This window comes from Nitratireductor basaltis (assembly GCF_000733725.1).
Classification (GTDB): Bacteria; Pseudomonadota; Alphaproteobacteria; order Rhizobiales; family Rhizobiaceae; genus Chelativorans; species Chelativorans basaltis.
This window is the reverse complement of record NZ_JMQM01000001.1, coordinates 1,096,991-1,116,050: the sequence shown is the minus strand read 5'-3', so window position 1 is coordinate 1,116,050 and position 19,060 is coordinate 1,096,991. Positions and strand designations below refer to the sequence as shown.

General features: G+C 57.5%; 22 protein-coding genes. 9 read left to right on the top strand and 13 right to left on the bottom strand.

Going from position 1 to position 19,060, the window contains the following annotated elements:
• Positions 1–2 precede the first annotated feature (2 nt).
• The 3 genes from EL18_RS05295 to EL18_RS05290 all read right to left on the bottom strand — a co-directional run bounded on the left by EL18_RS05295 (position 3) and on the right by EL18_RS05290 (position 1,364).
• A complete protein-coding gene (locus EL18_RS05295; RefSeq protein WP_036480557.1) occupies positions 3–344 on the bottom strand; it encodes a hypothetical protein in 342 nt (113 codons plus the stop codon).
• Between the two features lie 39 nt (positions 345–383).
• Positions 384–560 (bottom strand): hypothetical protein, encoded by a 177-nt coding sequence (locus EL18_RS18055; RefSeq protein WP_200875500.1) that lies wholly within the window; start codon positions 558–560, stop codon positions 384–386.
• 81 nt (positions 561–641) lie between these two features.
• Entirely contained in the window at positions 642–1,364 is a 723-nt protein-coding gene (locus tag EL18_RS05290; protein ID WP_051913780.1) for a hypothetical protein, read from the bottom strand.
• 99 nt (positions 1,365–1,463) lie between these two features.
• Here EL18_RS05290 and EL18_RS05285 point away from each other — a divergent pair, with 99 nt between their 5' ends.
• Positions 1,464–1,994, top strand: a complete 531-nt coding sequence (locus tag EL18_RS05285; RefSeq protein WP_036480555.1) for a gamma carbonic anhydrase family protein — start codon at positions 1,464–1,466, stop codon at positions 1,992–1,994.
• A 96-nt stretch (positions 1,995–2,090) separates the two neighbouring features.
• Here the strand turns inward: EL18_RS05285 and EL18_RS05280 are convergent, their stop codons facing one another.
• The 3 genes from EL18_RS05280 to EL18_RS05270 form a co-directional block, all read right to left on the bottom strand.
• On the bottom strand, positions 2,091–2,705 hold the full coding sequence (locus EL18_RS05280; RefSeq protein WP_036480553.1) for a transglutaminase-like cysteine peptidase: 615 nt from the start codon (positions 2,703–2,705) through the stop codon (positions 2,091–2,093).
• Between the two features lie 258 nt (positions 2,706–2,963).
• Positions 2,964–3,572: a PilZ domain-containing protein gene (locus EL18_RS05275; RefSeq protein ID WP_036480551.1), complete on the bottom strand. Its 609-nt coding sequence runs from the start codon at positions 3,570–3,572 to the stop codon at positions 2,964–2,966.
• Positions 3,573–3,668: 96 nt separating this feature from the next.
• Complete coding sequence (locus EL18_RS05270; protein ID WP_036480549.1) at positions 3,669–4,304, bottom strand: PAS domain-containing protein; 636 nt, start codon at positions 4,302–4,304, stop codon at positions 3,669–3,671.
• 341 nt (positions 4,305–4,645) lie between these two features.
• Between EL18_RS05270 and EL18_RS05265 the strand changes: the two genes are divergently transcribed.
• From EL18_RS05265 to EL18_RS05240, 6 genes are all read left to right on the top strand, one after another.
• Positions 4,646–5,359 carry a rhomboid family intramembrane serine protease gene (locus EL18_RS05265; RefSeq protein WP_036484040.1) on the top strand — a complete coding sequence of 238 codons (714 nt, stop codon included), beginning with the start codon at positions 4,646–4,648 and terminating at the stop codon, positions 5,357–5,359.
• Between the two features lie 167 nt (positions 5,360–5,526).
• Positions 5,527–5,958, top strand: a complete 432-nt coding sequence (locus EL18_RS05260; RefSeq protein WP_036484037.1) for a CBS domain-containing protein — start codon at positions 5,527–5,529, stop codon at positions 5,956–5,958.
• Between the two features lie 117 nt (positions 5,959–6,075).
• Positions 6,076–7,575, top strand: coding sequence for an Asp-tRNA(Asn)/Glu-tRNA(Gln) amidotransferase subunit GatB (gene gatB, locus EL18_RS05255; protein WP_036480547.1), 1,500 nt, complete (start codon positions 6,076–6,078; stop codon positions 7,573–7,575).
• The gene (locus EL18_RS05250; protein WP_036480544.1) at positions 7,572–8,072 is read left to right on the top strand and encodes a GNAT family N-acetyltransferase; all 501 of its coding nucleotides are present in this window, start codon (positions 7,572–7,574) and stop codon (positions 8,070–8,072) included. Before gatB ends, EL18_RS05250 begins: the two co-directional genes overlap by 4 nt.
• 88 nt (positions 8,073–8,160) lie before the next feature.
• Entirely contained in the window at positions 8,161–8,559 is a 399-nt protein-coding gene (locus tag EL18_RS05245) for an NADH:ubiquinone oxidoreductase subunit NDUFA12 (RefSeq protein ID WP_036480542.1), read from the top strand.
• A 21-nt stretch (positions 8,560–8,580) separates the two neighbouring features.
• A complete protein-coding gene (locus EL18_RS05240; protein ID WP_425277148.1) occupies positions 8,581–9,081 on the top strand; it encodes a DUF2155 domain-containing protein in 501 nt (166 codons plus the stop codon).
• A gap of 7 nt (positions 9,082–9,088) precedes the next feature.
• Here the strand turns inward: EL18_RS05240 and aat are convergent, their stop codons facing one another.
• The 7 genes from aat to EL18_RS05205 form a co-directional block, all read right to left on the bottom strand.
• Complete coding sequence (gene aat, locus EL18_RS05235; RefSeq protein WP_036480538.1) at positions 9,089–9,706, bottom strand: leucyl/phenylalanyl-tRNA--protein transferase; 618 nt, start codon at positions 9,704–9,706, stop codon at positions 9,089–9,091.
• Between the two features lie 12 nt (positions 9,707–9,718).
• Entirely contained in the window at positions 9,719–11,062 is a 1,344-nt protein-coding gene (accC, locus tag EL18_RS05230; protein ID WP_036480536.1) for an acetyl-CoA carboxylase biotin carboxylase subunit, read from the bottom strand.
• A gap of 12 nt (positions 11,063–11,074) precedes the next feature.
• On the bottom strand, positions 11,075–11,545 hold the full coding sequence (accB, locus tag EL18_RS05225) for an acetyl-CoA carboxylase biotin carboxyl carrier protein (RefSeq protein WP_036480533.1): 471 nt from the start codon (positions 11,543–11,545) through the stop codon (positions 11,075–11,077).
• A gap of 32 nt (positions 11,546–11,577) precedes the next feature.
• Positions 11,578–12,015, bottom strand: coding sequence for a type II 3-dehydroquinate dehydratase (gene aroQ, locus EL18_RS05220; protein ID WP_036480531.1), 438 nt, complete (start codon positions 12,013–12,015; stop codon positions 11,578–11,580).
• A gap of 129 nt (positions 12,016–12,144) precedes the next feature.
• Positions 12,145–12,885 carry a DsbA family protein gene (locus EL18_RS05215; protein WP_081871201.1) on the bottom strand — a complete coding sequence of 247 codons (741 nt, stop codon included), beginning with the start codon at positions 12,883–12,885 and terminating at the stop codon, positions 12,145–12,147.
• Positions 12,886–12,934: 49 nt separating this feature from the next.
• Entirely contained in the window at positions 12,935–14,305 is a 1,371-nt protein-coding gene (locus EL18_RS05210) for a M48 family metalloprotease (RefSeq protein WP_081871200.1), read from the bottom strand.
• Between the two features lie 138 nt (positions 14,306–14,443).
• Positions 14,444–17,188: an Rne/Rng family ribonuclease gene (locus tag EL18_RS05205; RefSeq protein ID WP_036480527.1), complete on the bottom strand. Its 2,745-nt coding sequence runs from the start codon at positions 17,186–17,188 to the stop codon at positions 14,444–14,446.
• Positions 17,189–17,307: 119 nt separating this feature from the next.
• Here EL18_RS05205 and EL18_RS17740 point away from each other — a divergent pair, with 119 nt between their 5' ends.
• Both EL18_RS17740 and EL18_RS05200 read left to right on the top strand, forming a co-directional pair.
• Positions 17,308–17,667, top strand: coding sequence for a hypothetical protein (locus EL18_RS17740; protein ID WP_152552955.1), 360 nt, complete (start codon positions 17,308–17,310; stop codon positions 17,665–17,667).
• Between the two features lie 101 nt (positions 17,668–17,768).
• The gene (locus tag EL18_RS05200; protein ID WP_244444514.1) at positions 17,769–19,034 is read left to right on the top strand and encodes an N-acetylmuramoyl-L-alanine amidase; all 1,266 of its coding nucleotides are present in this window, start codon (positions 17,769–17,771) and stop codon (positions 19,032–19,034) included.
• Positions 19,035–19,060 lie beyond the last annotated feature (26 nt).

The window sequence follows — 19,060 nt, the reverse complement described above, 5'->3', positions numbered from 1 at the left end:
GCCTACATGCTCAGAAGCGCGACTACAGCAATGATCATGGCAGCAGCCGCAACAATGGCGGCGAGTGCTACGAAACCGTAGTGGCCCCCGGCCGGTTTGGCATTGAGCGGACGCATGGCGTCACCATAAGACACATCTTTATCATGCTGCTGGTTTGAAAGCTCAGATATACGCGCTTCGCGAATTTGAGCCTCGCTCATTCGAACACCGCCGGCCTCACCATCGGTAGACAGGGGTGCGGCAGCGGGATCAAAACCGGGACGCTTGTCTCCCGTACGCCCCGCATCGATGTCTCCGGAGATCTGCGCTGGATTGTTGGCCCGGCGCTTGCTGCTTTCGCCCATACTCGCCTCGCTTGTCAGAAATACCACTCCACTGGCGGATCAATCAGGGCCTACATCCACCTCGCTTTTGCGATCAGGCAAGGCACCGGTTCCTGGTGTCTTCTCGGTGTCCTGCAGATCCGAGCGGGCGTGAGGACCTTCGGCCGGGGTCTTGCCGTTCAGCCCTGATTTGGGTTTGGGCCTATTTCGATCCATCTCGTCGTGTCGTTCGATCATGCACCACCTCCAGATCCATGAATGGGCTCGTTGAGAGCCTAACGAACCGTCTCGAATGGTGTTCCCAAATCTCGAAGGCTATTACTGATTTCCGATAAGGCTCTGCGCCTTTTGCACCACGCCCTTGTCGAGGGCCCGCCATTCACCCAGCAGTGCACGGGGGAAACGATAGAACAGGCTGAGTTGTTCGTTGAGATGCACGTCGCGCTCGCACGGAGCAAACGTGTCGGAAGCGACCGAAACCTTCAGGCATCGTGCCACGAAGGGATCCTTGCCGCCCTTGAGGCCGACATAAAGCAGTTCGTCTTCAAAACCTGAACCGGCCTCGAATTCGTAAACCAGAAGTTCTGCGGGGCCTTCCACCGCCTGCGACGACAGGAGCTTGCGATAGACGAGATCGTACCGACTGCTCATGTCGCGTGAGATCATGCGCGGCTCCAGACTGAACATGACAAGCCTGTGGGTGTCGTCCATGTGATTGAATGCAGCGCGATTGTCGTGCGTGTATCCGACAAGTTCAGGCCAGACCATGTAGAGATCCAGTTTGTCCCGCACGCCATCGCGCCGTGCTTCACTGCGACGGATCATGTTGTCGGGCACCTGAACCATTGTTCCCGAGACAATGATGCTGCGCGTTTCCTGTGACAGACTGTGCCCGCCATCCACAAGCTTTCCGCCCGCCCATTTTGCGGCAACCACAAGAGCTACGGCTGAAATCAGGAAGAGCAGGGCACCCATCAGCACGCGCTTGGGCAAGTTTGCGTATGCCTGGGTTTCTGCGGCAGGATCTTTTGCGGAGGCCATGTCTCGGTTCAAACGCTCTCGGCTACAGGCTCGACATGGTTCGAAGCTCGCATCTTATGGTAAAGCCATGGTAAATTCGCCAACTGGAGAGCATGAGCGATGCCGATCTACGAAATCGATGGGAAGACACCCCAATTCATCGAACGCGAGACCAACTTCATAGCACAGAGTGCGGAACTGATCGGCAACATCGAGATCGGGCGGGATGTCAGCATCTGGTTTGGCTCAACGATCCGCGGCGATAACGAACCGATAAGGATCGGTGCCGCAACCAACGTTCAGGAACATGTTGTCATGCACACCGATCCCGGGTTTCCACTGGAAATTGGGGAGGGCTGCACGATCGGCCACCGCGCCCTGCTCCACGGCTGCAAGCTTGGCTCAAATGTTCTGGTAGGGATGGGCGCAATCATCCTGAATGGCGCTGACATCCCTGAAAACTGTCTGGTTGGTGCGGGCGCACTGATCACCGAAGGCAAGACCTTCGAGCCAAATTCACTAATTGTCGGTTCTCCAGCCAAAACCGTAAGAAGCCTTGACCAAGCGGCGATAGACGGCCTGCGGCTGTCTGCAAAGCACTATGTCGCGAATGGCAGACGCTTCCTCAAGGGCCTGCGTGAAGCAGGATGAATCCCCGGTGTGGAGCCGACCCCGGGGAAGGGTCGGCTCCGTGCACCCGGTCGTTGGGGACGGGGAGGTGGGACTCGACCGGGTAACCCGTGATCTCTAGCGGTTGGAACCGACAGCACCGACGGCCACAGCACGACCGTCATGCACCGCTACCCATGCGCCGGCATGGTTGGGAGCCTGACGCTTGAGATATTCGTAAGGGGTCTGCGACCATGAAAGGATACGCGGTTCGAGATTGTCGAGGATGAAGTCGCCAAGATGCGTGTTGACCGTAAGCACCGCATGGCCATCACCGTTCGGCTGACGCACCACCGTGATAAGGAGATTGCCTGCCGGAACACCTGCCTCCATCAGAAGACGGCGTTTCTCAAGCACATAGTCTTCGCAATCACCATATAGTTCAGGATAGGACCACAATTCTTCCTGACCCCACAGCTCCATGTCAGTGCGCGGTATGATAGTGGAATTAATCTTGTTGTTTACTTCGATCATCTTCGCCCAAAGATCGCGCGACAGATGTACGGGGCCGTTTGCCGACCGTGTTGGCGCGCATTCGGAAGGTGCGCGCTGGCATAGTTCGTAATGACCGACCGGCTGGCTGGTAACGCTGCCGGTAGGCATGAAATCGACTGTGGCACTGGCCTGTGCGGTGAACGCCCCGATGATGATGGATGCAGCGAAAAACAGCGCGCCCGTCTTTTTGGAATGCATTTTTTTGTCTCCCCGTTTGAGGAGACAATGGCAGAGACGAATTTATCTCACGCAAAATGTCACAGTAAAAAACGTTTCAAATTTTAAACATCACAAGTAAAGCTCAAGTATAAAAGTTTAACAGCGTCGATCATCGGTTGTTAACCCTCCGAGTTTGGCCGACCAGGCTTTCAGGCACTTCTTCTCGTCGCCGAAAGAAAAAACGCCGCTAGGCGGAAGCCTGCGGCGTTGGGAAAGCGTGAATCCGAAGCGTTTTTTCTAGTCGGAAAATTCCTGATCAAGAGTCGCCTGTTCCTGTACGGCTGCAAATTCGATGGCGACACCGTCCTCGAAATGGCGAACGACGCGGCCACGCATGGAGCCGAGGAAGACCTGTGTGCCGAGCGCAGGCTTGACCTGGCTCTCGACCGCTGCACCCGACAGCGAAAGATCGACAATCCGACACTGATACTGGCGCCCATCCGGCAACTTGATGTGCGTTATCGGATTGCGCGGAGTGATGCGCTCGTGGCGACGATCTTCCGGAAGGTCAAGCTCATGCTTGTTCGCCAACCAGGTAAGCTGAGCGGCAAGCTTGTCGCGTTTGCGTTCCGACGCGTTGATCTCCATGGCGAAACCGCCATCGATCCTGCGTGTCATCCGTCCTTCGATACGTCCGATGTGATCGAGATAGACAATGATACGCTCACCGACCCGACCGGGATATTCCGCCTGAAGCGAGACATTGCCCGGAGACATGTCGATTACCTTGCAGGCATATTCCGTCCGGTCCTGCAGCATATAGCGGCCATAGACAGAAATTCGCACGCGCTGAAAGCGGCGGCGCTCGACCTGCTGGTTCTGGATGGAGCTGGCTGTTGCGATCATCTTGTCACCCTTCCGGCTGGTCCATTGTTGAACAACCGGTGCGTGTCAAGACGATACAGCCGCATTCCTTAATACGAAGTAAGCTTCGTGAAGAGATCAGTCGACCTTGCCGCCTTCGAAGACAACCAAATGTCTTACCTTTTTCAAGGGCCTGTTGGTTTCCGGCAGGTCTGCAGCCATGGAATGGGGCGAGAGCGGCGGGACCGAAATTTCGGGACGGTTGCCGAGGAATAGGGGCTCGCGGTCCGGGTCGATCAGCCTGAAACTGTGCAGCTGATTCTCAAGAACCGGATCGGCACCCAGCCAGAACGGCTTCTGGAGCGGAAACAGTGCACCCAGGGCCCGCGGTCCTTCCTGGCCACCGCTCAAGGGGAGAATGATGGCTTCAAATGTCACCGATCGTCCCTGTTCGGTAAGACCGTCGAATTCCAGGACAACCACCGCATCCTGCTCGAAAACATGATCCACCAGACGGGCCATGCGGGCCTGGTCCTGCGCGCTCCAGAGCGGGCAGAACGCACGACTTTTCAGTTCCTGCCCGTAGTGCGAACAGATTCGCGTCCCTGCCAGACGGAATGTTGCCTCGCCGCGTCCATCCTTCTCCAGGATGAAGGTATCTGCCAGAAGCGTGCGGATATCCGAAGGTTCGATCTCAGTACGCAGCGGAGCCGCGCGATTTCCGCGCAGCCGGTTCCAATATTGGAACAGCTGGTTCGATCCACCCTGTCTCATATCAACCTCTCCCGGCTCCGAAGCCTTCCAGATGTTTCATTCCTGGACGGAATCGGTCATCCGATCCGTCTACAAGACAGGAGAAGCAGATGGCGTGCCAGTCTCGATCGGACTTGTGCACGGGAAGGATTTGTTAGGGTTAACAAAGGGTTGAGATTGCCGATTAGGGCATAAACTGCCAAGTAGACAATCAATAAGCGAAACCGTTGGGGACGGAGTTCGTACAGGGGGCTCAACCTGAAGCCGCTCGGCATGCCGGGCGGCTTTTCTTGTGGTATCAGGCTTGGTAGACGCATTCGCGTACAAAGCTGATCGCGATGAACTGTCCACCGGAGCTGAAGATGTCTTCGAATTCCCCCCACGAGCTCCAGGATGATCAAGAGCCAAATGCGAAGGTGCCGGCTTTCAACATCCCGACCATCGTCGTCATCCTGGCGGCGATCTGTTGCGGCATTTTCGTGCTGCAGGAGTTCGTGCTGACAGCCGAACAGCAATGGATATTGCTGCGCGATCTGTCATTCATACCCTTGCGCTATACCGGTCCCTACACATTGGACTTCCATGCCTTCACGACTCCCGTCACCTACGCCTTTCTGCATGGCAGCACGGGCCATCTCGTGGTCAACATGATCTGGCTTGCGGCCTTCGGCTCTCCCCTGGCTGGCCGGATCGGGGCAGTACGCTTCCTCATCTTCTGGATTGTCACTGCAGGATTTGCCGTGCTGCTGCACTTCATCGTGCACTCCCAGGACGCTACTCCGGTGGTCGGTGCATCCGGAGCCATATCAGGAATGATGGGCGCTGCGGCACGCTTCGGCTTTCGCATCGATCGCAGCCAGGCGAGGTCACGTTTCAACGGGCCTGTTCTGACCATCCCGCAGGTATTGAAGTCGCGCACCGTGGTCACCTTTCTCCTGGTTTGGTCGATGGTCAACCTCGTTGTCGGCATCGCCTCAGCCTCGTCAGGCGCTCAGACCATCGCCTGGGAAGCTCACATTGGCGGCTTTCTCGCCGGCTTTCTCCTGATCCGTCTGTTTGCTCGCAACTTCCGTTGAGTGCACACAGCCTGCGCTTGCAAAGCCCTCCAACACGGTTCAACATCCACTTTCAGACAGCGTCGCTTCTGTCTGACCGGCAATCGGGGAGGGTTGCTGGCCGCACAGGATGGATGACCAGCATCACACCGGTCCCTGGTCATCACAAGACCGATGAGGAGACGGCAATGACGGTGAAGGCCATTCTCGATTCCAAGGGACGGGATGTTTTGACAATTTCCCCCGACAGCACCCTTGCCGAGGCAGCATCCCTGCTGTCCGAACATGGTGTCGGTGCGCTGGTCGTTTCCAGGGACGGTCAAAGGATCAACGGCATAGTTTCGGAACGCGATATTGTGAGGGCGCTTGGAAGAAGCGGCGCGGAAACTCTAAGACAACCCGTTTCAAGCGTCATGACCGCGAAGGTCCAGGTTTGCCGTGAGGACAACTCGGTCAATGAAGTCATGCAGGTCATGACTGCAGGGCGCTTCCGCCACCTACCGGTAGAAAAGGACGGGAAGCTTGCCGGCCTTGTTTCCATCGGCGATGTCGTGAAGCGCCGTATCGAGGATGTTGAGCGAGAAGCCGAAGATATTCGCAGCTATATCGCCACGGCCTGACCCGATATCGGCTTGAAGAGCCCTCCGGCAGGCGTACCGGCCAAGGTACGCTTGCCACAGCGGTCTGATTGGGCTAGCCACACGACTGATCCCAATCCTTCATTTGACCACGGCTCCATGACCATCATCGACACGCGTGTACCCGATCCGAAGCGTTTCATTTCCGGCGCCACCGGCGACTGGGAGATCATCATCGGTATGGAAATCCATGCGCAGGTGACATCGCGCTCCAAGCTTTTTTCCGGCGCAGCCACCGATTTCGGTGCCGAACCCAATTCCAAAGTGTCTCTCGTTGATGCGGCGATGCCGGGCATGCTGCCGGTAATCAATGAGGAATGCGTACGCCAGGCTGTGCGTACGGGCCTCGGCCTGAAAGCCAGGATCAACAACCGCTCGGTGTTCGATCGAAAGAACTATTTCTACCCGGATCTCCCGCAGGGTTACCAGATCTCCCAGTTCAAGCACCCGATCGTGGGCGAGGGCATCGTTATCGTGAATGTCGGCCCTGCACGCGACGGCTCGTTCGAGGAGATCCATGTGGGTATCGAGCGGCTGCATCTGGAGCAGGATGCGGGCAAGTCCATGCATGACCAGCATCCGACCATGTCGTTTGTCGATCTGAACCGTTCAGGTGTGGCCCTGATGGAGATTGTCTCCAAGCCGGACATGCGTTCGGCAGATGAGGCCAAGGCCTTTCTGACCAAGCTGCGCACCATCCTGCGATATCTGGGTACCTGTGACGGCAATATGGACGAGGGCTCGATGCGGGCGGACGTCAATGTGTCCGTACGCCGGCCGGGCGAGGGCTTCGGAACACGCTGCGAAATCAAGAACGTAAATTCGATCCGTTTTGTCGGCCAGGCAATCGAGTCGGAAGCCCGGCGTCAGATCGCGATTCTGGAAGATGGCGGGGAGATCGATCAGGAAACGCGCCTCTTCGATCCTGCAAAGGGCGAGACCCGCTCCATGCGTTCGAAGGAAGAAGCGCATGATTATCGCTACTTCCCCGATCCCGATCTTCTTCCGCTCGAATTTGACCAGGCCTTCGTCGACGAATTGGCAAAGGATCTTCCGGAACTGCCGGACGAGAAGAAAGCCCGCTTCATCGAAAAGCTTGGCCTGTCGGAATATGATGCTTCCGTTCTCGTCTCCGAAAAGGCAACTGCAGATTTCTTCGAGCAAGTTGCCAACGGGCGTGACGGCAAGATGGCAGCCAACTGGGTCATCAATGACCTGTTGGGAGCTCTCAACAAGGCGGGCCTCGATATTGAGCAGACGCCCGTCAATCCCGAACAGCTTGGCGCGATCGTCGACCTGATCCAGGATGGCACTATCTCCGGCAAGATCGCGAAAGACCTGTTCGAGATCATCTGGAACGAGGGCGGAGATCCGAAGATTGTCGTCGAGGAACGCGGCATGAAGCAGGTGACCGATACCGGCGCAATCGAGGCAGCGGTCGATGCGGTCATCGCAGAAAACCCTGAAAAGGTTGAGCAGGCGAAAGCCAAGCCTACACTTGCGGGCTGGTTTGTCGGGCAGGTCATGAAGGCCACCGGCGGCAAGGCCAATCCGCAGGCTGTAAATGCCCTTGTGCGTCAGAAGCTGGGTGTGGAGTGACTTTCTATCTTCGTACAGCCGCTCCATCAGACCTGCCGGCCGTCCAGCAATTGCTGGCCGAAACATGGCATGCGACCTATGACCGGCTGTACGGGGTCGAGAAAGTCACGGAGCTGACTGCGCGGTGGCATTCGCAGGAGACGCTTCGAAAGCGTCTCACACTGCCTCATTCGGAATTTGTGTTGGCTGACGATGGGTCGAACATACTTGGCATGGCCTTCGCCCGGATGGAAAAGAAGGATGTCAGGCTGCATCAGCTCTACGTGTCGCCGCGGCACCAGAAAAGGGGTATCGGCCGAGCACTTCTCGCCGAAGTCATGGATTGCTTTCCGGAAGCGGAGACGATCTCGCTGGAAGTCGACGAGAACAATGTGCAGGCCCTTACATTTTATCAACGCAACGGCTTTTCCGAATGCGGCAGAACAAGCGACTGTGGCGGCAATGGCGACGAGTTGCCCGCGCTCATTCTGTCACGCAGCTTGAGGCCCGATTCTTGAGGAACGCTGGTCGCACAGCTCTTGCTTTCAAACGCAGCCGCGGCCATAACGCGTGCAACCAGCCGGCATTATCCAAGCGAGGTTCGTGATGAACAAGTTTCTGTTGCAGTTTTTCACCTGGTGGAACGGCCAGACGCTTGGCACGCGTTTTCACACATGGCGCAAGGGCACGAAGGTCGGCGAAGACGAATTCGGCAACATCTATTATCAGGGCGGCAAGACTTCTGAAGGACGGACGCGTCGCTGGGTTATCTACAAGGATATCGCCGAAGCCTCGCAGGTTCCTCCCGGCTGGCACGGCTGGCTTCACCACAAGGTGGATACCGCGCCCGTTGACGAGAATTATCTTGCCCGCGAATGGCAGAAGCCGCATCTGCCGAATCTCACGGGCACGCCATTGGCGTATCGTCCGCGCGGTTCCGTTCTGACACCGGAAGACCGCCCGCGCGTTACCGGTGACTATGACGCCTGGACCCCGGGATCCTGATCGTCGACCGTATGCCGCCACATTTGTTGGCTAAACGCGCTTCAAACACGCGGTGATTGTACTCTCGCACAATCCGGTGTGATATCGGTAAACATGATTCGAAGCGGGCTTCCTGCACCAATGGCATCTCCCTTGAAAACCGGTCTTGTTCTCATCGCCATGATGGCAGCTACGGCCGCCCACGCTGAACGGCTGCAAAACCGGGTTGCCGAGTTTGCCGGAATCGACAAGATCACCGGACGCATCATTACCTTCGACGTGTATATGGATGAAACCGTCCAGTTTGGTGCACTGCAGGTCACGCCGCGCGTCTGCTACAGTTCGCCCGAGACGGAAGAACCCAAGACCGACGCCTTCGTTGAGGTGGATGAGATCACGCTGGACCGAAAGATCCGGCGCATTTTCACAGGTTGGATGTTTGCCGAAAGTCCTGGTCTCAACGCGGTTGAGCATGCGGTCTATGATGTGTGGCTGAAGAGCTGCAAGTCGGGATCGGACGTACCGCCACCCGACGCGGGCTGATCAAGCCTCAGGGATTGAAAGTCGCGCTTCCTTCCAGCGCTTCTGCAAGCATGCGCTCATATCGCTTGCGCGGTATATCGACCGCACCGAAACCCTTCAGGTGATCCGTCGTGAATTGGGTGTCGAGCAGCATGAACTCGCGCTCGCGTAGGCGCTCGACGAGATGTACGAGGCAGAGCTTCGATGCGTTCGACACGCGCGAAAACATGCTTTCCCCGAAAAATGCGCGTCCGAGTGTCACCCCGTAAAGCCCCCCGACCAGTTCGCCTTCAAGCCACGCCTCGACGGTGTGACAATGGCCAAGCTCGAACAGATCACGATAAGCCTGACGGATCGGCTCGTTGATCCATGTGTCGAGGCGGCCTTCGGCGGGTTCGGCACAGCCGTCGATCACGCCTTCGAAATCAGAGTCGATACGGATCGTGAATGGCGCACGCTTCTGCAGCTTGCGCAGACTGCGGGGCACATGAAATCCGTCGAGCGGAATAACTCCGCGGGATTCAGGCCGCACCCAGAAGACTTCCGGATCATCCGCGTGCTCAGCCATCGGGAATACTCCCGAAGCATAGGCACGCAGAAGCAGATCAACCGGAATATGCTGTCCGGGTGCATAGGGCCGGGACATCAGCGCCCGGCTCTAATCTTTGTTGGCCAGATAATTCTCCAGCCAGTGAATGTCATAGTCGCCATTGGCCACATCGACATTACCAACAAGGTCACGGAATAGTGGTAGGGTAGAGTTGATCCCATCGACCACGAACTCGTCAAGAGCCCGGCGCAGACGCATCATGCATTCGACGCGGTTGCGGCCATGAACGATCAGCTTGCCGATCAAGCTGTCGTAATATGGCGGGATCTTGTAGCCGGAATAGACACCGGAATCCACGCGTACGCCAAGACCGCCGGGCGTGTGGAAATGGGTGATCACACCGGGTGAGGGAACGAAGGTCCGTGCATCCTCGGCATTGATGCGACATTCGATGGCGTGCCCCTGGAAACGCACTTCATCCTGCGTGACCGACAGACCGCCGCCGGATGCGACACGTATCTGCTCATGCACAAGATCAATGCCGGTGATCGCTTCCGTTACAGGATGCTCCACCTGAAGACGTGTGTTCATTTCGATGAAATAGAACTCCCCGTCCTCGTAAAGAAATTCGATGGTGCCGGCACCGGAATAACCCAGATCTGCGACTGCACGCGAGCAGATTTCACCGATCTTCATCCGCTGCTCGACATTGAGCGCTGGCGAATTGGCTTCTTCCCAAACCTTCTGGTGGCGGCGCTGAAGCGAACAGTCGCGTTCGCCCAGATGGATCGCGTTGCCCTTGCCGTCGCCCATGATCTGGACTTCGATATGGCGCGGCTTTGCGAGATATTTCTCGATATAGACCGCGTCATCACCAAATGCGGCGCCAGCTTCATTGCGGGCATTGGCAAGCGCGTCGGAAAGATCGGCTTCCGTCTTGGCGACCTTCATGCCGCGGCCACCGCCACCAGCTGACGCCTTGACGAGTACCGGGTATCCGATCTCAGCGGCAATGCGCTTTGCCTCGACATCATCCGTCACGGCACCTTCGGAACCTGGCACCACCGGAATTCCGAGGCGCTTCGCGGTGCGCTTGGCTTCGATCTTGTCGCCCATGACCCGAATATGCTCGGCGCGTGGACCTATGAAAGTCAGGTTATGTGCGTCGAGAATCTCGGAAAACTTGGCATTCTCCGAAAGAAAGCCGTAGCCGGGATGGACCGCATCAGCCCCGGTGATTTCGCACGCAGCGAGAATCTGATGAATGTTGAGGTAGGAATCACGGCTTGCAGGCGGTCCGATGCACACGGATTCATCTGCAAGGCGCACATGCATCGCATCGGCGTCAGCGGTGGAATGGACGGCAACCGTCTGGATGCCGAGTTCCTTGGCAGCGCGCAAAACGCGAAGGGCGATTTCGCCTCGGTTGGCTATCAGGATTTTATGGAACATGGACCCCAGCGCCTATTCGATCACGACCAGCGGCTCGCCGTATTCGACCGGCTGCGCGTCTTCGAAGAGAATCGCAGTCACGGTGCCTGAACGCGGGGAGGGGACCTGATTCATGGTCTTCATGGCTTCGATGATAAGCAGCGTCTGCCCCTCCTTCACCGTCTGCCCGACTTCCACATAGGGAGCTGCACCCGGTGAAGACGCACGATATGCCGTGCCAACCATCGGCGACGGAACGGCATTCTTGGAGCTGTTGGCAGCCGCCGATTTTTCTGCGGCTGGTGCTGGCGCACTTGCTGGTGCAGGAGCTGGCGCGGCAGGCTGTGGCGCTGCCGCAACCATCTGCGCCGCATGCATGGAGGCCTGGCGCGAAACGCGGATGCGCAGATCGCCTTCTTCAACTTCTATCTCGGTCAGCTGAGTATCATTGAGGATACCGGCAAGATCGCGGATCAGTTGCTGGTCGACACCGTTCTTTTTCATCTTCGTAGCTCTTTCGTCCTGCCTCTGATGCCCTACGGCCTGGCTGCCAATGCCTGTATAGCCAGACGATAACCTATCGGGCCCAATCCGCATATCATACCGGCGGCGACCGGGGCTATGGTCGAATGGTGCCGGAAAGACTCGCGGGCGTGAATGTTGGTGATGTGGATCTCGATCACCGGAACCGGTGCAATCGCGCTGATCGCGTCGCGAAGCGCAATGGAAGTATGCGCATATGCGCCGGGATTGAGGACCACCCCGGCAGCTGCCTCGCGCGCTTCATGAAGCCAATCGACCAGAACACCTTCGTGGTTGCTCTGGCGAAAGCTCAACTCGAAACCGAGTGCTTCGGCTTCCCTGGCGCATTCCGCCTCCACATCTGCAAGCGTCTGCCCTCCATAGATCCCCGGTTCCCGCTTGCCGAGCAGGTTCAGGTTAGGACCATTGAGGACAAAGATTGTTTGCGCCATCACCAGTTTCCAATGGATAAGCCGCCTGGACGACTTTGAGGTCTGTATAGTGGGCTTAAACTCTCGCGAAAAGAGCGCAAGAGGCAACTTTCCCTGTCCACAACTGGGAAAATCCGCGAATCCGAGGCGTTATTGCGCCGCCTGCTCGATCTTTTCGGCCAACACGTCCTTGCCCAAAGCACCAAACACGACTTCGGTGCCGACGACATAGGAGGGCGTTCCGGTTATCTGCAATGCGTTTGCCAGTTCGAATGTATCGCTGAAGGAGGCCATGATCTTCGGATCCTTCATGGCTTCGCGTATCTCGTCTTCATCGCCACCGAGATCCTTTGCGATCGTCATGGCCGCGGCTTCATCCGCGCGTGCATCAAGGCCAAGCAGACGTGAGTGAAACTCTTCATACGCCTCGGGCTTCAGCTTCTGAAAAGCCATCGAGACCACATGCGCCCTTTGGGAATCAGGCCCGAGTATCGGAAATTCCTTGAGCACGAACTTCACGTCGTCATTCTCGGCAACAATCGCTTCCATGTCTGCCAGCGCGCGCTTGCAGTAGCCGCAATTGTAATCGAAGAACTCCACGACGGTGACACTCGCGTCGGGATTGCCGATCACACCGTCATAGGAACTCTCGAACAGCCTGCTGGACGCTTCCTCAATGATCTGGGACTGCGCAGCGGCCTGTTGCTCCTGCTGACGCTGTTCCAGAACCGTCTGCATCTCAAGAAGGATCTCGGGGTTCTCCAGAAGATACTCCCGAACAATGGTTTCGACATCTTCGCGCGTCTCGGGCTTCTTGTCCTGCGCGAATGTATTTGCAGTCGACAATGCGAGCAGGGCGCAAGTGCCGAATGTGATGAGATGTCTGGTCATGTGTAATTCGATCCTTTTGAACTGAAAATCAGTCTTCAAAAATGAAAATTCAATTGCGCGCATTGATAATGTCTTGTGCACGCAACCAGTTGGGTGTCCCGCGCTGCAGACGCTGCTGAGCACGTGCGGCGAAGATCTTGGCTTCCCTGACCTGTCCGCTGTGATAGTGGCCCTCGGCTGTGGCCAGTTCCGCTGCGCCGACATCGCCCAGCTGCCCATAGGCCTGAGCCAGGAAACGGTAGCCTGCAGCATATTCCGGCTCGCGAGTGAGAGCTGCCTTCAAAATCTCGGCGGCCTTGCGAACATGCTCTGGCTGCCCGGTAGCAAGCAATGCGCGTCCATAGCCGATCTGCAGAAGCCCGGGATTGCCGGGAGCAAGCTGTATTGCCTTGGCATAAGCATTTGCAGCGGCTGCCGGATTGTTGGCCTTCAGCAGTATCTCTCCCTTCAATTCGTGGAAATACGGGTTGCTTGGCTGCGCCGCGATCAGCCGCTCCACGCGTGCCAGCGCGTCGCGGGAACTGCCATTGAGATATGTCGCGATGGTCTCGCCATAGACGGCACCCAGATTGTTTGACTGTCCGCGAAAAACGCGGCGGACAGCGTTGGCGCCACCGGTATAGGCCGCGATCTTCGCGCGAACGAGATCATGACGCGTTCTGAGAGCTGCAGGATCCTGAACGGCATAATAGGGACTTTGGCGAGCCAGCGTTTCGAGCGTTGCAAGCCTGTCTCTCGGCATGGGATGGCTTGACTGATAGGGATCCACATTCACGCCGGACAGCGACAGGTCCCGCGCCATGCGGTCGAAGGTTTTGAGCATGCCAGCCGCTGACTGCTTGGTGCGGTTCAGATATTCTATCGCGGTACGATCAGCCGTCAGTTCCTCGCCCCGCTGGTAACCAAGGACACTGCGCCGCGCCGCTTCGGTACCTCCGGCCGCTATCCCCATTCCAGCCTGGGGCAGACCTGGAAGATCCGCAGCAGCACCAGCAACTCCTGCACCGATGCCCGCAAGCATTGCGACCACAGCCATTGTCTGCGCACGTGCCATCTGTTGACGCAGCCGCTCCTGGTGGCCACCTGCGATATGTCCCGCCTCATGCGCCAATACGCCAGCGATCTCGTTCGGCGTTTCGGCAGTCAGCAGTGCGCCGGTGTGAAGAAAGATCCTGCGCCCGGCGACAAAGGCATTGAACCGGTGGTCGTTGACCAGGATGAGGTCAACACCTGACTGGAGCCCCGCGGCCTTGAGAATGGGACTGGCAACGTCCTCCACATACCTCTCGATCTCCGCGTCGCGAACGACAGGCACGCTGCGTTGCGCCGTTGCGGGCAGGCTCGTCAGGACGAGGGATGCGCCAACAGTTATGGCAACGCCCAACCGGGAGACAAAGGAACGCCTGCTTCGCGAAAACATGTTCATGCCGTTGAAGTTAGTGGAGCTACAAAATGTTTGGAAGAGAACTCCCTGCCAATCAAGTTCATTTGATGGCGACATCCTCCTCCCTGCGCTGCCGATACGAGAAAGGCCCGCACGAGGCGGGCCCTTGATGTCTCAGAAGAAGCTTTTTCTTTGCCACCAACCGGTTTTGCGAGGGGCGGAATCGGTGGAGGACGAAACAACGGGTTCTGGCGTTTTCTGATCCTCCTTGTCCCTGGAGGGTGAGCTGTCCCCGTTGTCAGCACTCACGGTTTCGTCCGAGCGTTCTTCTGGTTCAGCTTCACCAGGCTCAGCAACCGTTTCTGACGGTGTTTCCACGGCCTTCGTCACGACTTCAGCTTCAGGCTTAGGATCTGCAACGACCGCATCGGACGCAGCACCAACCGCGCCATCATCTGCCGGATCGGGCTGAGCCTCGGGCGATGTTTCGGCCACTGCCGTCTTGCGTGTGCGCGAACGGCGACGTGGCTTCTTCACCGGCTCTTCCGGCTTTTCCTCGGCACCTGCGGAACTCTCGGTCGACTGCTCGGAACCAGTATCCGTTGCAGGAGCCGCATCTTCCACCCCGGTTTCGGAAACAGCCTCTCCTTCTGCCGAGGCAGCGGCCGCTTCACCGTCAATCTGCGAGGATTCAGATTCCGCTTCCACGCCATTTTCGTCAGCAGACTGGTCGTCCTTGCGATTGCGGCGACCGCCCCGCCGGCCGCGATGGCGCTTCTTGCGCTCAGGTGCACCGCCATCATCACTGGCGGACTTTTCGTTTTCGCCTTCGGCAGAAGCATCCTCGGTTTCGGCATTCGCGCCATCGTTGTCGGAAGACGCAGAAGCCTGATCCTGCTGATTCTGCTGGTCGGGACTGTTGTTGCGGTCCCGCCCGCCACGCCGCCGGCGCTTGCGCCGACGCTTGCGCCCGCTGCCATTGCCATTCTCGCCGCCATCGACTTGCGCATTGTCGCTCTCGACCGAGGCTTCGGCTACCTCTTCAGGCTCCGGCTCGACTTCGCGCAGCTGGGCTTCGATGGCATCCGCGGTCACCGTGCCTTCACGTGCGGAGGCCTCGCCCTTCACGATCTGGTAGTGCTGTCCGCCGATCTTCTCGTCAGCTTCAATCGTGATCGTCACACCGAAGCGTTCTTCGAGTTCAACAAGGTTCTGTCGCTTGTGATTGAGCAGGTAGAGCGCGGTTGAGGCTGGTGTGTGGACACTGATATTGTTGCGGGCATCCTTGAGCAGATATTCTTCGATCGCGCGAACAACCAGAAGCGCAACGGAAGATTCCGAACGCACATGACCGGTACCACCGCAAGTGGGGCAGGGCTGCATCGTGCTTTCAAGAACGCTGGCGCGGATGCGCTGACGCGACATTTCAAGCAAGCCGAAATGTGAAATACGACCGACCTGGATGCGCGCCCGGTCGTTTTTCAGACATTCCTTCAGCTTCTTTTCGACCGCACGATTGTTGCGGTTTTCTTCCATGTCGATGAAATCGATCACGATAAGACCGGCAAGATCGCGCAGGCGAAGCTGGCGCGCGACTTCTTCGGCAGCTTCCAGATTAGTCTGGAGTGCCGTGTCTTCGATCGAATGCTCCTTCGTGGAGCGACCGGAATTGACGTCGATGGCGACCAGCGCTTCGGTCTGATTAATGATGATATATCCGCCGGACTTCAACGTAACCTGCGGCTGCACCATCTTGTCGAGCTGACCTTCGATCCCGTTACGCGCGAAGATCGGAACCGTGTCACGATAGGGCTGAACGACCTTCGCATGGCTCGGCATCAGCATGCGCATGAAGTCTTTTGCCTCGCGATAGCCTTCCTCGCCGGCAACGAGAATCTCGTCGATATCCTTGTTGTAGAGATCGCGAACCGAGCGTTTGATCAGACTGCCTTCCTCATAGACGAGGGCAGGGGCTGCGGATTCGAGCGTCAATGTGCGGACCTTTTCCCACATGCGCATGAGATAATCATAGTCGCGCTTGATCTCAGCCTTGGTGCGGTTGGCGCCTGCAGTGCGAAGGATGACACCCATGCCCTGCGGCACTTCGAGATTCTTCACTACCTCTTTCAGGCGCTTGCGATCCTGTGCATTGGTGATCTTGCGCGAGATGCCGCCGCCACGTGCGGTATTCGGCATGAGGACCGAGTAGCGACCGGCAAGCGACATATATGTGGTGAGTGCTGCACCCTTGTTGCCGCGCTCTTCCTTGACGACCTGGACGAGCAGGATCTGCCGACGCTTGATGACTTCCTGGATCTTGTAATTGCGGCGCACCGGACGACGGCGGTTCTGAGCCTCGTCGATTGCGTCTTCAGCGCCGACAGTGTCGACTTCGCCGTCATCGCCATTGGCAGAACCGTTCGTGTCCTCGCCGTCGGACGACGAGACATCCTCGGAAACACTCTCGCCGTTTTCCGCAAGCGCCTTGGCTTCTTCCTTGTCCTCGGACGCCTGGACTGCGTCTTTGTCGGTATCGGCTACCTTGGATCGCTTTGAGTTGCGCCGACGCTTCCGGCCGGACTTGGCGGCAGAAACTTCCGGCTCGTCGCCGTCATCGTCCGCATCGCCAGCCTCCTGAGCCTCTGCTTCAAGCAAGGCCTGCCGGTCGGCAACAGGGATCTGGTAGTAGTCAGGATGGATCTCACTGAACGCGAGAAAGCCATGGCGATTGCCGCCATATTCCACGAAAGCAGCCTGGAGTGATGGTTCAACCCGCGTGACGCGAGCGAGATAGATATTTCCTCTTAACTGCTTTTTGTCCTGTGATTCGAAGTCAAACTCTTCAATGCGGCTACCGCGAGTGACAACAACGCGCGTCTCCTCGGGATGAGACGCGTCTATCAACATCTTGTTTGGCATTTATTCTTGTCTCCCCGACGCGATCCGGGAATCGGACGGGTGCAGGTCTGATTCTGCAAGCCCCGTTTCGGGATATCGTGTCGGATAATCTGAAGCCTGCCGGCGGTCGTGGAGACGCAGTGAAAAATCCGCTCGACGCGGCAAGGCCGCGGATCGTGAAGAATTTTATACTGACTGCGCTCAAAGCCATTAGCATCGCCCGGCAGTACCGTTTCAACCAAGGTCTGACTATTCAGACCCGACTATTGCTCGTTAACGAGCCGGCGCGCAATTTTCGCGCCGTTTTCCTCAAACTAAGGGTCTCGGCCGTGCCGCAAACACCTCGAAGAAATCTCTTTGAACCACCGCATCGGCCCGATATGCCACGGCTGTTATCGCCCCGCATTCCCGCGGTCGGTCGATCAAACGCCAGTGCGGGCATTACGCCAGTTCAATGCCGCTTTTATGATTTGCTACAGGACATGGCAACCCTGATTTGATAGGCAATACTGGCTGCTCGATATCCCGTCGCATATGTGGCAGAAGCGATTCCGCCTTGAAACGCGCACAAACGCAGCCTCAGTAGATCAGCGAGATTGCATTGGCATCAGCTCGTGATTTAGCTCAATTGCGCCTTGCACCGTGGCGAACCCGGGAACGAAAAGTGCTCACAACCCGCATTTTGGCATCCATCAAACTGATTCTCTTGCTGATTGTGGCTGTTCCATCTCTGGCACAGGAAGGGCAGGGGCCACTCCTCGTCGATGAATTGAAGATCGCGGGCGACGCGAACCGCACAAGGCTTGTCGTTCATTTCGATCGCAAGCCGCAAGCCGACTGGTTTTATCTGCGCAGCCCGCACCGTTTTGTCCTCGATCTTCCCCAGACCGACTTCCTGATCGACCCGACGGAAAAGCATACGGCCGGAATGGCACGCACATTGCGCTTTGGAGCTCTTGACGAGGAGAGCTCGAGACTGCTTCTCACGATGACGGGCCCGTTCATTTTGGACGACTTTGCAATCAAGCAAAATGACGATGAAACGACCTATCGTCTGATCGTGGACTTCGTTTCCGCTTCACCCGAAGCCTTCGAGACCGCAATGCGCAGCCGCGTGGCGCCGGACCAGCAGGCGGATACGGCCAAACCATCGGTCAGTGAGGCTGAAGGCCCGGCCAAGATGACTTTGGTCATCGACCCCGGCCATGGCGGTGTTGACGGCGGGACAAGGGGCGTGAACGGTACCCAGGAAAAGATCATCACCCTCGCATTTGCTCTCGAACTGCGCAGCAAACTCGAGAAAACCGGTCGTTATGATGTTGTGATGACGCGCGACAGGGACACGTTCCTGCGCCTCGACGAGCGCGTCCGCATCGCTCGAGAGCATGAAGCTGATCTTCTGATCTCCGTGCATGCCGATGCGATTCGCATGCGCAATTTCCGCGGCGCCACCATTTACACGCTTTCCGACAAGGCATCCGACGCCGAAGCGGCAGCGACAGCAGCTCGCGAGAACCTTTCGGATGAATTGGCCGGTATGGGCATGGAGGAGAAGAATGACGAGGTTGCCGACATTCTGGTCGACCTGATCAGGCGGGAGACTCACTCTTTTTCCCTGCGCTTTGCGCGCACCTTGATGAACGAGTTGACAAAAACCGTCGATCTGGTGAACAACCCACTCCGCTCGGCAGGCTTTCGCGTATTGCGTGCACCTGAAGTTCCATCGGTGCTACTGGAGTTGGGATATCTCTCCAACCCTGAGGACGAGGAGCTTCTGCGCGACGCAGACTGGCGGTCCAAGGCGGCGGAAAATGTAATCCGGGCCATAGACTTGTTTGCTGAGGCTAAAGGCGGCACTGGAGGCTGACGGTAATTGCGGGGGCATGCAGCGAA

Bases quoted from the DNA above. Each gene is read 5' to 3' on its own strand.
- EL18_RS18055 (WP_200875500.1), bottom strand. From the start codon at position 560: ATGATCGAACGACACGACGAGATGGATCGAAATAGGCCCAAACCCAAA.
- EL18_RS05205 (WP_036480527.1), bottom strand. From the start codon at position 17,188: ATGCCAAACAAGATGTTGATAGACGCGTCTCATCCCGAGGAGACGCGC.
- EL18_RS05210 (WP_081871200.1), bottom strand. From the start codon at position 14,305: ATGTTTTCGCGAAGCAGGCGTTCCTTTGTCTCCCGGTTGGGCGTTGCC.
- EL18_RS05270 (WP_036480549.1), bottom strand. From the start codon at position 4,304: ATGAGACAGGGTGGATCGAACCAGCTGTTCCAATATTGGAACCGGCTG.
- EL18_RS05215 (WP_081871201.1), bottom strand. From the start codon at position 12,885: ATGACCAGACATCTCATCACATTCGGCACTTGCGCCCTGCTCGCATTG.
- accB (WP_036480533.1), bottom strand. From the start codon at position 11,545: ATGAAAAAGAACGGTGTCGACCAGCAACTGATCCGCGATCTTGCCGGT.
- EL18_RS05295 (WP_036480557.1), bottom strand. From the start codon at position 344: ATGGGCGAAAGCAGCAAGCGCCGGGCCAACAATCCAGCGCAGATCTCC.
- accC (WP_036480536.1), bottom strand. From the start codon at position 11,062: ATGTTCCATAAAATCCTGATAGCCAACCGAGGCGAAATCGCCCTTCGC.
- aat (WP_036480538.1), bottom strand. From the start codon at position 9,706: ATGTCCCGGCCCTATGCACCCGGACAGCATATTCCGGTTGATCTGCTT.
- EL18_RS05275 (WP_036480551.1), bottom strand. From the start codon at position 3,572: ATGATCGCAACAGCCAGCTCCATCCAGAACCAGCAGGTCGAGCGCCGC.
- EL18_RS05245 (WP_036480542.1), top strand. From the start codon at position 8,161: ATGAACAAGTTTCTGTTGCAGTTTTTCACCTGGTGGAACGGCCAGACG.
- EL18_RS05265 (WP_036484040.1), top strand. From the start codon at position 4,646: ATGTCTTCGAATTCCCCCCACGAGCTCCAGGATGATCAAGAGCCAAAT.
- EL18_RS05285 (WP_036480555.1), top strand. From the start codon at position 1,464: ATGCCGATCTACGAAATCGATGGGAAGACACCCCAATTCATCGAACGC.
- aroQ (WP_036480531.1), bottom strand. From the start codon at position 12,015: ATGGCGCAAACAATCTTTGTCCTCAATGGTCCTAACCTGAACCTGCTC.
- EL18_RS05290 (WP_051913780.1), bottom strand. From the start codon at position 1,364: ATGGCCTCCGCAAAAGATCCTGCCGCAGAAACCCAGGCATACGCAAAC.
- EL18_RS05280 (WP_036480553.1), bottom strand. From the start codon at position 2,705: ATGCATTCCAAAAAGACGGGCGCGCTGTTTTTCGCTGCATCCATCATC.
- EL18_RS05260 (WP_036484037.1), top strand. From the start codon at position 5,527: ATGACGGTGAAGGCCATTCTCGATTCCAAGGGACGGGATGTTTTGACA.
- gatB (WP_036480547.1), top strand. From the start codon at position 6,076: ATGACCATCATCGACACGCGTGTACCCGATCCGAAGCGTTTCATTTCC.